Origin of the sequence: Spirillospora sp. NPDC000708 (genome assembly GCF_040299565.1) — a bacterium.
Lineage (GTDB): Bacteria > Actinomycetota > Actinomycetes > Streptosporangiales > Streptosporangiaceae > Spirillospora.
In genome coordinates this window covers 1-13,460 of record NZ_JBEPCJ010000159.1, presented here as the reverse complement: position 1 = coordinate 13,460, position 13,460 = coordinate 1, and the positions used below count along the sequence as shown (strand labels likewise).

Annotated in this window: 7 protein-coding genes and 1 pseudogene; 5 read left to right on the top strand and 3 right to left on the bottom strand. The window is 75.8% G+C overall.

Translation table 11 applies throughout. The features are described from left to right. Window positions 1-104: 104 nt before the first annotated feature. The gene (gene gabT / locus ABT299_RS50685; protein ID WP_500255243.1) at window positions 105-1,457 is read right to left on the bottom strand and encodes a 4-aminobutyrate--2-oxoglutarate transaminase; all 1,353 of its coding nucleotides are present in this window, start codon (window positions 1,455-1,457) and stop codon (window positions 105-107) included. A gap of 115 nt (window positions 1,458-1,572) precedes the next feature. Here gabT and ABT299_RS50680 point away from each other — a divergent pair, with 115 nt between their 5' ends. Both ABT299_RS50680 and ABT299_RS50675 read left to right on the top strand, forming a co-directional pair. Further along, window positions 1,573-3,066: a PucR family transcriptional regulator ligand-binding domain-containing protein gene (locus tag ABT299_RS50680; RefSeq protein WP_500255242.1), complete on the top strand. Its 1,494-nt coding sequence runs from the start codon at window positions 1,573-1,575 to the stop codon at window positions 3,064-3,066. A 4-nt stretch (window positions 3,067-3,070) separates the two neighbouring features. After that, window positions 3,071-4,498: an aldehyde dehydrogenase family protein gene (locus ABT299_RS50675; RefSeq protein WP_387031136.1), complete on the top strand. Its 1,428-nt coding sequence runs from the start codon at window positions 3,071-3,073 to the stop codon at window positions 4,496-4,498. A 67-nt stretch (window positions 4,499-4,565) separates the two neighbouring features. On the opposite strand, the gene ABT299_RS50670 is transcribed toward ABT299_RS50675, so the two are convergent. After that, window positions 4,566-5,597 carry an alpha/beta hydrolase gene (locus tag ABT299_RS50670; RefSeq protein WP_500255241.1) on the bottom strand — a complete coding sequence of 344 codons (1,032 nt, stop codon included), beginning with the start codon at window positions 5,595-5,597 and terminating at the stop codon, window positions 4,566-4,568. Between the two features lie 220 nt (window positions 5,598-5,817). Between ABT299_RS50670 and ABT299_RS50665 the strand changes: the two genes are divergently transcribed. Further along, window positions 5,818-6,780 carry an SKP1 family protein gene (locus ABT299_RS50665; protein ID WP_500255240.1) on the top strand — a complete coding sequence of 321 codons (963 nt, stop codon included), beginning with the start codon at window positions 5,818-5,820 and terminating at the stop codon, window positions 6,778-6,780. Between the two features lie 90 nt (window positions 6,781-6,870). Here ABT299_RS50665 and ABT299_RS50660 read toward each other — a convergent pair whose 3' ends face one another. Beyond that, a complete protein-coding gene (locus ABT299_RS50660; protein WP_500255239.1) occupies window positions 6,871-11,517 on the bottom strand; it encodes a serine/threonine-protein kinase in 4,647 nt (1,548 codons plus the stop codon). Window positions 11,518-11,885: 368 nt separating this feature from the next. Here ABT299_RS50660 and ABT299_RS50655 point away from each other — a divergent pair. Beyond that, window positions 11,886-12,071 (top strand): annotated as a pseudogene (locus ABT299_RS50655) (hypothetical protein); the annotation flags it as partial. Window positions 12,072-12,506: 435 nt separating this feature from the next. After that, a complete protein-coding gene (locus ABT299_RS50650) occupies window positions 12,507-12,860 on the top strand; it encodes a hypothetical protein (protein ID WP_500255244.1) in 354 nt (117 codons plus the stop codon). Window positions 12,861-13,460: the final 600 nt, after the last annotated feature.

Sequence of the window (13,460 nt, the reverse complement as noted above, 5' to 3'; positions counted from 1 at the left end):
CACCCCCACCCCCCGACCCGGGCTTGGTCCGGCGGGTGCCCGGCGGCACAACGCCGTTGACGTGGGATGCCCCGGGGGCCGAGCAGCCGCCGGGCGTCGCGCGGTCAGACCGCGAACGCCTCCTCGATGACGTCCAGCCCCTCGTCGAGCAGGTGCTCCGGGATGACCAGCGGCGGCAGGAAGCGCAGCACGTTGCCGTACGTCCCGGCGGTCAGCACCAGCACGCCGCGGGCGTGGCAGCGGCGCGCGATCTCCGCGGTCAGCTCGGGGTCGGGGTCCTTCGTACCGGGCCTGACCAGCTCGATCGCGATCATCGCGCCGCGGCCCCGCACGTCCCCGACCGCCTCGTGCTTCGCCGCGAGCGCGCGCAGCCGGGGCAGCATGGTCTCCCCGATCCGCCGGGCCCGCTCGGTGAGCTTGCCCTCCTCGATCTCCTCCAGCACGGCGAGTGCCGCCTCGCACGCGAGGGGGTTGCCGCCGTAGGTGCCGCCGAGCCCGCCGCCGTGCACCTTGTCCATGATGTCGGCGCGCCCCGTGACGCCCGCCAGCGGCAGCCCGCCCGCGATGCCCTTCGCGGTGGTCACGATGTCCGGGACGATCCCCTCGTGCTCGCAGGCGAACATGTCGCCCGTCCGCGCGAAGCCCGTCTGCACCTCGTCGGCGATGAACAGGATCCCGTTCGCGCGGCAGAACTCCGCGATCGCCGGCAGGAACCCCGGCGCCGGCACGATGAACCCGCCCTCGCCCTGGATCGGCTCGACCAGCACCGCCGCCACGTTCGACGCGCCGATCTGCTTGCTGATCTGGTCGATCGCCTGCGCCGCCGCCTCCGGGCCGCAGTTCTCCGGCCCGGTCGGCCACCGGAACGGGTAGGCGAGCGGCATCCGGTACACCTCGGGCGCGTACGGGCCGAACCCCTGCTTGTACGGCATGTTCTTCGCGGTCAGCGTCATCGTCAGCAGCGTCCGGCCGTGGTAGCCGTGGTCGAACGCCACGACCGCCTGCCGGCCCGTCGCGTACCGGGCGATCTTGACGGCGTTCTCCACCGCCTCCGCGCCGCTGTTGACCAGGATCGACCGCTTCTCGTGGGCGCCGGGCGTGATCCGGTTCAGGTTCTCGCACACCGCCACGTACGACTCGTACGGCGCCACCATGAAGCAGGTGTGGGTGAACCGGTCCGCCTGCTCCTTCACCCGCGCGGCGACCCGCGGATTGGCGTTGCCGACGCCCGTCACCGCGATGCCGGAGCCGAAGTCGATCAGCGAGTTGCCGTCCGCGTCGACGACCACCCCGCCGCCCGCGTCCGTCACGTACACCGGCAGCACGCTGCCGACGCCCGGCGCCACCGCCGCGGCGCGGCGCTCCTGCAACTCCCGGGACCGCGGCCCCGGGATCTCGGTCACGACGCGTCGCTCCTGCGGCAGGCGCTCGCCGCCGCTCAGGTTCTGGCTGGTCATGGCGCGAACATAAGCCGAACGGCCCCTACGATGAACCGTACGGGACGGCGAAATCCGTCCAAAGATTTGGACGCGCTGAACACAAGAGGGCCGAACACGGGACGGAGGGGTCCGGGTGCCGCCGACGCTGGCCGCCGTGGCGGCCCTCCCCCAGCTCGGCCTGCGCTCCCTCACCGGCGCCCTGCCGGACGCGCCCGTCGTGTGGGTCGCGGTCAGCGAGCTGGAGGACCCGACCCCGTTCCTGGAGGGCGGCGAGCTCGTCCTCACCACCGGCATGCGGCTCACCCCCGGCGGCGCCGCCGGCTACGTCGACCGGCTCGTGGGACGGGGCGTCGCGGGGCTCGGCTTCGCGGTCGGCGTCATCCACCCCGACGTCCCGCCCGAACTGCTCGCCGCCGCCCGCGACCGGGGCCTCGCGCTGCTGGAGGTGCCGCGCCCCACCCCCTTCATCGCGATCGGCAAGGCGGTCTCGCGGATGCTGGCCGCCGAGTGGTACGAGGACGTCACCCGCGCCTTCCAGGCCCAGCGGGAGCTGACCCGCGCCGCGCTCACCGGGCCGGGCGCGCTCGTGCGGCGGCTGGCGCGGCTGCTCGGCGGGTGGGCGCTGCTGCTCGACGCGTCCGGCGCGGTCCGGCACGCCGAGCCCGCCGCCGCCCGCGGCCGCGCCGCCGACCTCGCCCCCGAGCTGGCCCGGCTGCGCCGCCGCCCGGCCTCGGGGTCCTCCCCCGCGAGCATGGCGCTCGCCGGGCCGGACGACCACGTCGTCCTGCAGCGGATCGGGCTCGGCGGGCGCCCGCGCGGGTTCCTCGCCGTCGGGACGGACGCGCCGCTCCCGCACGCCGCGCACACCATCGTCGGCGCGGCGGTCGCGCTGCTCACGCTCCAGTCGGAGACGCCCCGCACCGGCCGGGACGCGCGGGCCGCGCTCGCGGCGCTGCTCGCCGGCCTCCCCGCCGCGGGCCCGGCCGTGCCGGACGGGCCGGTCCGCGTCCTGGCCTGCGCGGGCCGCGCCGCCGTCCGCGACGCGCTGGAGGCGGACCCCGCCGGGGAGCGCTGCCTGGCGGCGCCGCTCGCCGACGGCACGATGGTGATCGTCCCGGACGAGGCGGCCGAGGCGGTGACGGCGCTGCTCGCCGGCACCGGCCCCATCGGCGTCAGCGGCCCCGCCGGGACCGAGGCGGGAGCCGGGGCCCTCGCGGGGGCGCTGCGGCAGGCGGAGGACGCGCTGGCGGCGGCGCGGCGCGCCGGGCGGCCCGTCCTGCGGCACGCGGACCTGCCGGGGCAGGGCGTCCTCGGGCTGCTGGAGCCGGCGGCCGCGCGGGCGTTCGCCGCCGCGCTGCTCGCCCCGCTCCAGGCCGAGGACCTGATCGGCACGGTCCGCGCCTACGTCGCCGCCAATGGCCAGGGCGAGGCCGCCGCGCGGGCGCTCGGCGTGCACCGGCACACCCTGCGGTCCCGGATGCGCAAGGCCGCCGAGCTGCTGGGCCGCGACCCCGACGATCCCGCCGCCCGCGCCGAGCTGTGGATCGCACTGGCCGTCACGGACAACGACGGCGGTCCGATTGGCCGTCCTGGAGACTCCCCATCCGGCGCGCCGGAGATAGCGTGAGGTCATGAACGTGACCCCATTCTGGCTGGCCGGTCGCCCCGAGACCGGTGACGGTGAGCTGACCGTTACGCACCCCTACGACGGCCGGGTGGTCGGGACGGCCGCCGTGCCGACGCCCGCACAGGTGGAGGAGGCGGTCGCGGCGGCCGACGCGGTCCGCAAGCGGGCGGCGGCGCTGCCGCTGCACGTGCGCGCCGAGGCCCTCGCGCACGTGTCCGCGCGGCTCGCCGAGCGCGCCGAGGAGGTCGCCCGGCTGATCACCGCCGAGAACGGCAAGCCGCTGCTGTGGGCGCGCGGCGAGGTGACCCGCGCGATCTCCACGTTCCGGTTCGCCGCCGAGGAGGCCCGCCGGTTCAGCGCCACGACGCAGCGCCTGGACACCGACCCCGCCGCCGAGGGGCGGATGGCCTACATCACCCGCGTGCCGAAGGGCCCGGTGCTCGGCATCTCGCCGTTCAACTTCCCGCTGAACCTCGCCGCGCACAAGATCGCCCCGGCGATCGCGGCGGGCACCCCCATCGTGCTGAAGCCGGCGCCCGCCACGCCGCTGTCGGCGCTGCTGCTCGGCGAGCTGCTCGCCGAGACCGGCCTGCCCGCCGGGATGTTCTCCGTCCTGCCGGTCCCGAACGACCGCGCCTCCGCGCTGGTCGACGACCCGCGGCTGCCGATCGTGTCGTTCACCGGGTCCGTCCCCGTCGGCTGGGCGATCAACGACCAGGTGCCGCGCAAGCACGTCACCCTGGAGCTCGGCGGCAACGGCGCCGCGGTCGTGCTGCCGGACGCCGACCTCGACTGGGCCGCCGAGCGGATCGGGCTGTTCTCCAACTACCAGGCCGGGCAGAGCTGCATCGCCGTCCAGCGCGTCTACGTCGACCGGTCGGTGTACGAGGAGTTCGTGCCGAAGCTCGTCGAGCGGGTCGGTTCCCTCGTCACCGGCGACCCGTGGGACGACAAGACACAGGTCGGCCCGCTGGTCAGCCAGGACGCCGCCGAGCGCGTCGAGTCCTGGGTGGACGAGGCCGTCGCGGCGGGCGCGAAGGTCCTGGCGGGCGGCACCCGCGAGGGCGCGACCTACGCCCCGACCGTCCTCGCCGACGTCCCGGCGGACGCGAAGGTGGCGCGCGAGGAGGTCTTCGGCCCGGTCATGCTGGTCCAGCCCGTCGACGGCGTGGACGAGGCGTTCGCGCTGGTCAACGACTCGAAGTTCGGCCTGCAGGCGGGCGTGTTCACGCGGAACCTCGACATCGCGTTCCGCGCCCACCGCGAGCTGGACGTGGGCGGCGTCGTCATCGGCGACGTCCCGTCCTACCGCGCCGACCAGATGCCCTACGGCGGCGTGAAGGACTCCGGCGTCGGGCGCGAGGGCCTGCGGTCGGCGATGGCCGACTACACCGAGGAGAAGGTCATGATCCTCACCGGGCTGCCCCTCTGATCATCACCCGCTCGGGCCCGTCCCCGCCGGGGCGGGCCCGTTCGCTCGCGGGCGGGCGGCCGCCGGGCTAGAGGAGGCCGGTGCGCAGCGCTCCGGCCGCCTCGGCGAGGGCCTCCTGGAACCGCCCGCCGAGCCCCCACATGTTCGCGAACCCGTGGATCAGGTCCTCCTGCCGCCGCACCGCGACCGGCACCCCGGCCTCCCGCAGCCGCGCGCCGAACGCCTCGCCCTCGTCGCGCAGCGGGTCGAACCCGGCGGTGACGAGGTAGGTGGCCGGGAACCCGCTCAGGTCTTCCGCGAGCAGCGGCGACGCCTTCGGGTCGGTGCGCCGCTCCACGTCCGGGCAGTAGTGGTCGCTGAACCAGACCATGTCGGCGTCGGTCAGGTAGAAGCCGTCGGCGAACAGCTCCCGGGACCGCCGCCGCACCGACATGTCGGTGGCCGGGTAGAACAGCAGCGCGAAGTCCGGCCTGCGGTCCGCGAACGCCCCGACGACCGCCGCGAGGTTCCCGCCCGCGCTGTCGCCGCCGACCGCGACCGCCTCCGGCGACGCGCCGAGCGCCGCCGCGTTCCGCACCGCCCATGCGTACGCCGCGAGCGCGTCGTCCGCCGCCGCCGGGAACCGGTGCTCGGGGGCGAGCCGGTAGTCCACCGACAGCACCCGCACCTCCGCGTTCACCGCGAGGTACCGGCAGACCGAGTCGTGGGTGTCGATGTCGCCGATCACCCAGCCGCCGCCGTGGAAGAACACCAGCAGCGGCGACCCCTCCGCCAGCCCCTTCGGCTCGTACAGCCGCGCCGGGATCCGGTCCGCGGCGGTCAGGTCCCGCGTCCGGACGGGCCGCTCCGGCAGCCGGTTGATGTACTGCTGCCCGAGGGCGAGGCCCTGCCGCGCCTCCGGCACCGTCGCCCCGGTGAGGCTCGCGCCCTCCAGGCGCGTCATCAGCAGGAGCAGTTGCGCGTCCAGCGCGAGCCGCTGCCCGTCGCGCACCACCGGCCGCCCGGCGATCAGCCGCCGCACCGGACCGGGGAGCGCGAACACGGCGCGGAGCACGGCGCCCGCGACCGACGGCGGGATCTTCTCGGCGAGCTGCGGCATCGACCCTCCAACCACTCGGACGTTCCGGACACCGTACTCCCCGACCCCCCATCCGGCCGAATATGGTTCGGTCCACGATGGACCCCCGCAAGTCGGGCCGGGCAGATCTTCCGGCGGGCGGTGGCCGGGCTCCCCCGCCGCGCGGCACGTGACGGCGGAAACCCCGTGCAGGTAAGGGGTTCTGGCGGACCGACGGGATGGCTAGGATCATCGCGGCCGGGTGGCGGAGCGTGACTGGGGCGGGCGGATGCGGCGTTTCTGGAAGGTGCTCACGGGCTACGTCGACGTCGCCGTCGCGTTCGTGCTGGCCGTGGTCATCCTCGGCCTGAACGTCACCGGCATCGCGTCCACCAGCGTGGTGCAGAGCGCGACGATGGCGACGCTCGCGGTCGTGTCGATCGTGCTGCTGCGCGACCGGGCGCGCGGCGACACCCGCGGCGAGACCGTGCAGCGGTCCGTCGACGCGCTGGCGGACGGCCTGCGCCGGCAGCCGGACGTCCAGGTCGTCAGCGGCACCGAGTGCAACCGGGTGCTCGCCGAGGCGCGCCGCGACACCCGGGTGTGGTGGTTCCGCGGCGCGACCGGCGCCTACGTGCGGGCGGTGACGCTCCCGGAGTGCGTGGCCGCCGCGCGGCCGTTCCGGCGCAAGCTGGAGTTCCGGCTGGAGATCCTCGACCCGATGGACCCGGAGCTGTGCGGCCGGTTCGTCGGCCTGCACCAGCGGCTGGCGACCGCGCGGGACGCGCCCGAGCAGAGCTGGTCCGTCGAGGAGACCCGGCGCGAGCTGTTCGCGACGATCCTGGCCGGGTGCTGGCACCAGCAGCGCTACGAGATGCTCGACATCGACATCCGGCTGTCGTCGGCGTACTCGCTGCTGCGCTACGAGATGGCGACCGGCTGCCTGGTCTTCACCCAGCGCGGCCCCGAGTTCCCCGCGCTGGTCATCAACAGCGGCACGCCGACGTACCAGTGCTGGGAGTCGGAGCTGCACGTCAGCTTCCAGCAGGCCAAGCGGCTTCCGCTGGACACCGTCAAGCACCTGCGGCTCGGCGAGCGGCCCACGCCGGAGGAGATGCGGCGGGTGTTCCTCGGCCTCGGCATCGAGCTGCCCGCCGACTACACCGAGACCGACCTGGAGGAGATCCGGCGGCTGGCCCTGGAGGCCGGCGACCCCTACGCGTAGCGGCGGCGGCCGACCGCGCGCGCAAGGACCGGAGGCGGTCAGGGCCGGGCGGGCGGTCAAGGTCGGTGGGCGGTCAGGGCCGACGGGCGGTCAGGGCCGGCGGCGGGACGCCCAGGCTTCCTCGAACATCTCGTGGAGAGGGCGCGGGGGCAGCAGGCGCGTGAACGGGCCGCTGACGCTCCTGCCGCGGACCTCCCTGGCGCCGTGGGCGGCGAGCTTCGCGGCCTCCACGGGGAGTTCGGGGGCCTTGAGGACGGTCCATTCGCCGGGGACGAACGCGGTGCGGCCCGCGCGGGGGCGCTTGTCCTGCTGGACGAGGGCGCGGTCCACCAGCTCCGCCTGCGCCGCCTTGTGCCGGGCGGCCGTCCAGCCGTTCCACCGGCGGACGTTGCGGTCGGTCGGGCGGACGAGGGTGAGCAGTTGCAGGTAGAGGACGGCCGCGTCCTCGCTCGTGCCGGTCTCCGCGGCGGCCTCGGCGACCAGGTCCGGGACGCTGAGCAGCGGGTTCGCCTCGTACCCTCCGGGCGGGACGGGGGTGGCGGCGGCGCGGGCCACCATGCGGCCGACCGCTTCGGTGCGCACCACGGTGCCCTCGACGCTCCGGAGCAGGCGGTCCAGTCCGTGGTCGGCGCAGAGGCGTTCGAGGCGCGCGCGGGCGGCCCGGTCGGCGAGCGCCGACGGGCGCAGGATCACGTGCGCGAGCGACGGCCGGCCGTCGACGATCAGCAGGCCGTCGTCGAAGGCGAGCGCGTCGCCGTCCGGCCCGTCGGACACGCCGTCGCGGGTCGCTCTGCGGACGGGGTGGACGTCCGGCCCGAACAGGTCCCTGCGCCGCTCGGCGTCGCCGAGGGAGCAGAGCCCGAGCGGGAGCAGCAGGCCGGGGGCGGCCAGCCGCGCCCTCAGCCGTGCCGCGAGGTCGGGCGCGCCGGAGACCGCCGGGTCGCCGACGGGACGTTCCGTCAGCGCCCACACCAGCACGGACGCGAGCGGGACGTACGGGTCGTGGTCCATCCGCCGCCGGTTCGCCGTGCCGTCGGACGCAAGGGTGTGGACGCCGATGCCGTACGGCTCGTAGTCGGCGACGACGCAGGTCAGGTCGGCGGCGGCGGCGATGGGGGACGCGGCCGGGTCGGCGAGGGCGGCGGCCCAGGTGTCCGGGAGGCCGAGGTCGCGTTCCAGGTCGGCGACCAGGTCCTCGTCCACGACGGCGCGGCGGCCGAGCAGCCCCGACCACGCCTCCGCCATGCGCGCGGCGGCGGCCGCGAAGCCGCCGTCCCCCCACAGCTCGGCGGGGTCGTCGGGCATGCCGGCGGCGACCACGCGCTGCCGGCCGGCGACGCCGAGGCGCTGGGAGAGGTCCTCGGCCTCCTGGGCGACCTCCTTGGTCGCCGAGTACGGCCTGCCGCGCAGCATCTTCCGGTGGGCGTCGAACCGGGTGACGAGGTCGCCGCCCTCGTAGGCGCGCCGGGGCAGGCCGTCCAGGACGAGCGCCGCGATGGCGCGGCGGACACCGGTGCGCCGGACGAACGCGGCGACGGCGTCCTCGTCCGGCGCGAGCGGCCCGTTCCGCTCGTACAGGTCGAGGAGGCGGCGGAGGCGGGCGGCGTCGTCGCGGGCGACGGTGACGGTCTCGGTCTTCGTCGCGCCCGCCGGCTCCGGGGCCTCGGCGCGCTGGACGAACCGGTGCGCCCTCTCCGGGGCGATCGGCCCGCCTGCGGACGGGACGGCGCCGACGGCGACGGTCGCCCCCAGCCCGGCGAGGGCGGCCCTGGTCGCGTAGCCGCGCCGCCAGGCTCCGGGCCGGGCGAACGGCTGCTCCGCCCAGGTGCGCAGCAGCGCGGCGAGGGACGCGCGGTCCGCGTCGCTCGTCGACGGCGCGACGAGCCGCCACGCGGCGGCGTCGATCGCGCCGAGCAGCGGCGCCCAGTCGAGGGGCCGCGCGGGCGGGCTGACCAGCCGCGTCGCGTCGTCGATCGTCCCGTCGAGGAAGCTGCCGTCGGCGGCGATCGCGGTGACGGTGGCGGGCCGCGGCGACCGCTCCTGCCCGTTGAGGCGGGGCGGCGGGGGCAGCAGCCCGAGCAGCGCGTCGTCGAGGTCGGTGTCGGGGGTCTCGGCGGGCGGCCGCACCGTCGCGCCGGACCGGATCACCTCGACGCGGCGCGACAGCGCGCGGCGGCGGCGCAGCACGTCCGCGGCCCGCAGCACCGTGCCGACGACGCCGGAGACGATCGCCGGGTCGGTGACCTCCGGCATCTCGCGGGCCAGCGCGTCCCGCACCGCCTCCGGTGAGGGCGCGGCGTCCAGCAGGGCACGGGCGGCCCGCTCGGTCGTGCCGCGCAGCGCCTCGGACGAGCCGGTGTCGCGCGGTGCGAGGAAGTGCCAGAACGCGGGCGGCGGCAGCATCGGCCGGCCCTGCGGGTCGACGCTCCACTGCGCCTTCCCGGCGGGGTAGGCGCGCCCCTCCCACAGCAGCGTGCCGTCGGACGCGTCGTAGCAGCGAATCGGCACGTAGGCGTTGGAGTCCTCCAGCGCCACGACGAGATCGGGGCCGCCGGGCATGCGCAGGACGCCCCACGGGTCGCCGAGGTCGTCAGTACGGCGGAGCGTGGCGCGGCGGCCGTCGGTCCCCTCGATCGTCCAGCCGGCCGGCGGGCCGCCCTTGCCGCTCTCCATTCTGGCAACGCGGAACCCGGCGAGCCCGCCGGACTGGCCGAGCGGCGACGCGGTCACGCCGTCGGGCAGGCGCACGAGGCTGAACCAGTCGTCGTCCCAGGCGGTGCCGTCCGGCGGGTCGGCCGCGAGGAAGTCCGGCGGCGCGGCGGCCGTGCCGCGCTCGCCCGTCGCCGGATCGAGGACGGCCCAGTCCGCCTGCGAGTACGCGTACCGGGGCGCGCTCCAGATCCGCGTGCCGTCGCCGTACTGCCGCTCGTGGTCGCCGATTCCCTCCCGCCCGCCGGGCCGCAGGACCCGCTCGCCGTCGTAGCGGCCGCCGCCGACCTCGAACTGGTAGCCCTGCCCGCCGCTGCGCAGCCCCCGGCAGGCGACCATGCCCAGCTTGTTCTCCGGCTCGAAGACCTCGTCCGGGGCGCTCGCCCAGAACGCGCGGTCGACGCCGCGCGCGCCCTCCCGCTCCGACCAGCCGACCAGGAAGTCCCCGCCCGCATAGTGGACGGTGCGGACGCTCGTCCCGGCGGGCAGCGCGAACGCGCACTCGCCGCGACGTCCCGCATGGTCGACCGCGATGGCGCGGCCGCCGCCGTAGACGGTGAGGACGGGCCAGGTGGACGTGGCGCCGAGAACGTCCTCGCCGAGGTCGGCGAGCGCCGCGTCCAGCGCGGGCCAGCCGAGCTCGGCGAGGACGCCGGCGCGCAGCGTGCGGGCGAGCGGGACGGCGAGGTCGAGCGCGGCGAGGGCGTCGCCGATGCCGTCCAGCGCCGCGGCGGTCGGCGGGTCGAGGAGGCCGTCGAGGGCGTCCAGGGCGCGTCCGGCGCCGCCGAGGCCCCCGCCCGCGACCTCGCCGATCAGCGCCGAGAGCCGGTCGTGGACCGCCTTCTCCACGCCGGGCGTCTCGGGCAGCCGCGAGATCGCGGTGCCCTCGCGCAGCCGGGCGTGCACCGTGCCCTCCAGGCGCGGGCCGAGCACCGGGTCGGCGGCGAGCGCCTTCAGGTCGCGGCGGGACTCCGCGCCCCAGAAGTGCAGGGGCGTACCCGGGCCCGGGTCCTCCACCCGGACGCCCTCGGCAAGGCACGCGTCGACGAGGTCGGCGTCGAAGTGGGCGGCGCCGCGGTAACGGGACTCGTGCAGCCGCACCGGGACGGACTCGGCGCGCAGCCTGGGCGCGAGCCTCGGCAGCGCCGCGAACAGCTCGTCCGGCATCCGCTGGCGGGTGATCCCCCCGTACGGGACGCGGACGTAGGAGTAGTGCGCGGAGAACGCGCCGAGCCACCCCGCGAGGCCACCCGACGGCCGGACGTCACCGGACGCCATCGCGTCGATCACCCCGGCGGCGTCCAGCATCCGCAGCCAGGCGGCGCCGTCGACCGCCCCGATCGGGAAGACCCCGGCGAGTCCGGCACGCAGCTCCGGCGGCGGCGCCGCCTTGGCGAAGACCTTGGCGGCGCCGTCGAGCAGGCCGTCGGGGACGGCGGTGCCGCGCGCGTCGGCGAGCGCCTGCGCGAGGATCGCCGCGTCCTCGTCGAGACCGAGGCCCGCGGCCTTCGCGGACCTGCGGACACGGGTGTGCAGGTCGGCGGGCGGCGCCGCGCCGCCCCTCCCCCACGCGGCCACGAACCGGGCGAACTCGCGGTGCGCGCGGTCGGCGGGGTAGGTCGCGGCGAGCCATTCCTGATGCTCGCGGACGCGAGCCGCGCCGATCGCCCCGGCCCGCGCGAACAGCAGGGCGTTGTCCACCCGGTACCGGTCGTCGACCGGCAGCGCGTGCCGGGCCTCGGCGTCGCGGGCGTCCGCGTACGCGGTGGCGGCGTGCTTGGGCGCGACCCCGGCGAGCCGGTGGCCGACGGTGTCCCAGAACCACGGCAGGTGCGCGGCGGGGAGGCCGCGCGCCTCGCGCTTCATGTCGTCCAGGAACCGGCCGGGCCGCTCGTGGGCGCGCCCGAGCCCGACGCGGAGTGTCGCGAGCAACTTCTCCGCGCCCGGCGCGGCGCCGGGATCGGCCTCCTCGATCCAGTCCAGGTAGAGGGTCGACTGTGCGGGATCTGCCGGAAGCAGCGGGGACATGGCGGGCAGTATGGCAGCGTCCCCGGACATAACACACGGGAAACGATCAAGCGAGGGCGACCGCCCCGGCCCACAGCGGCCGCGTCCCACCTTTTACTCCGGCGTGGGAAGGATCGGCCCCAGACTCGGCTGCACGTACGCAAGGCCCTCGACATACTTCGGATCCATCGCACGCTCAGGCGTCGGCTCGCCGAGCCGCTCCTGAGTCGCCAGCGGATCCCGGACGCGCCCGCCCTTGTCGCCCCAGAACAGCTCGGTCGGACACGTGACCACGGCGGCCCCCGCCCCGACCGCACGCTCCACCACCGCGTCGGCGTCCGAACAGCCGCCGCAGTCCCGGCGTCTCCACGGGGAACGGCGAGTCGAACATGAGCACGACCGAGTCGCCGATACGGACCTCGGCGTGCCCGATCCGCCCGTCCACCCCCATCCGGCTCAGCTCCGCGCCGCCGTGCGCACGTTCACCTCTGCCGCGAACGCAGGCCGCTTCCAGGACGCCGTCGGCGGAACTGTCGATCACCCAGCAGGCCGTCTCCAAACGCATCGCCGCCCTTGAGAAGGACCTCGACGTCCGCTTGTTCACCCGCACCGCCCGCGTCACCATCGACGGGCAGGCGCTCCTCCCCGACGCCCGCGCCCTCCTCCAAGCCCGAGGAGCGCGCCATCGCCTCCGTCGCCCCCGGCCGCCGAGCGCTCCGCGTCGACGTGATCGGCCGACGGCTCGCCCCCGCCGGCCTGCTCCGCGACTTCCACCGCGCTTACCCCGCCATCCCCCTCGACGTCGTGCCCCTCTTCGACGCCGACGCCGCCCTCGCCCCGATCGCCTCCGGCACCATCGACGCGTCCGTCCGCGCCCTCACGGCCCCCGACCGGCTCCCCGCCGCCCTCGACTCCACCCGCGTCCTCGACGAACCCGTCCAGCTCGTCACCGGCCCGCCCACCCGTTCGCCGCCGCCCGCGCCGTCCGCCCCGCCGAACACCGGATCTGGATGCCCGGCACCGTGTTGGCCGCCTTCTACGACGACCTCGCCACTGCCTTCGGCCTCACCATCGCCCCCGTCGGCCCCCACTACGGCCTTGAACCGCTCCTCGACGCCATCGCCGACTCCACCACGCTGACCACCTTCGTCGGCGACCGGACCCGCCTGGTGTGGCCCGCCGACCACGACCTGCGCCGCGTCCCCGTCCACGACCCGACGCCCGTCTACCCGCACTCCCTCATCTGGCACCGCGATAACCATCACCCCGCCCTCACCGCGCTCCGCGCCCACCTCGGCTCTCCGCCCGCCGCCCCCGGCACCTGGACCCCGCACTGGGCGCACCGCGCACCGTCCCCGGCGTAACACCGCATGGAGTGGCAGCGGCGGTGACGGGCTGGGGTTGTTGCCTCGCCGCTCCGGCGCGCGACCGCACTCACCATGGCGTTCGGGTGAGCCGAGGACCCAGGCAGTTCTTCACCGCTGCCGCTGCCTTGCCGTCGCCGTCGTCGCCGCAGGTCTAAGGAGCAGGTGCGGATTGAGGCGGTCGGATGTGCGGTGATGCATCAGAGATGCGGTACTCGGGGTGACGGGGAAGCTTCGACGAACCGCGAAAACACCAGGCGGAGACCTATATGCCTGGCCACACGACCCAAGACCCGGCGCATGGCAGAGGGGCCGCGCGCATAGGGAAGGACCCGGTGCGTGGCGAGCGCGTGGCGTGCGGCGAACGGCGAGGCGGGTTGTCTGCGGGGGACGAAGAGAGGAAGTGGACGCCTCTAGGAGAGTGCTCTTCGGGGCGTGAGGATTTCGGAGTGATGGGTGGGTTGAGCGCCACGGTCTTCGAGTTGGGTGTTCGGGAGATCGGCGCGAGGGGTGTTCGGGTGGTGGGGTGGCGCTTGCGTACGGGGCCGCCCCTCCAAAGTCAAGGGCGCCTTCGGCGTCGCTTCGCGATGGACTTCGTCC

Coding starts and splice junctions, on each gene's coding strand:
- gabT (WP_500255243.1), bottom strand. CDS start 1,457: ATGACCAGCCAGAACCTGAGCGGCGGCGAGCGCCTGCCGCAGGAGCGA.
- ABT299_RS50675 (WP_387031136.1), top strand. CDS start 3,071: ATGAACGTGACCCCATTCTGGCTGGCCGGTCGCCCCGAGACCGGTGAC.
- ABT299_RS50670 (WP_500255241.1), bottom strand. CDS start 5,597: ATGCCGCAGCTCGCCGAGAAGATCCCGCCGTCGGTCGCGGGCGCCGTG.
- ABT299_RS50660 (WP_500255239.1), bottom strand. CDS start 11,517: ATGTCCCCGCTGCTTCCGGCAGATCCCGCACAGTCGACCCTCTACCTG.
- ABT299_RS50650 (WP_500255244.1), top strand. CDS start 12,507: ATGCCCGGCACCGTGTTGGCCGCCTTCTACGACGACCTCGCCACTGCC.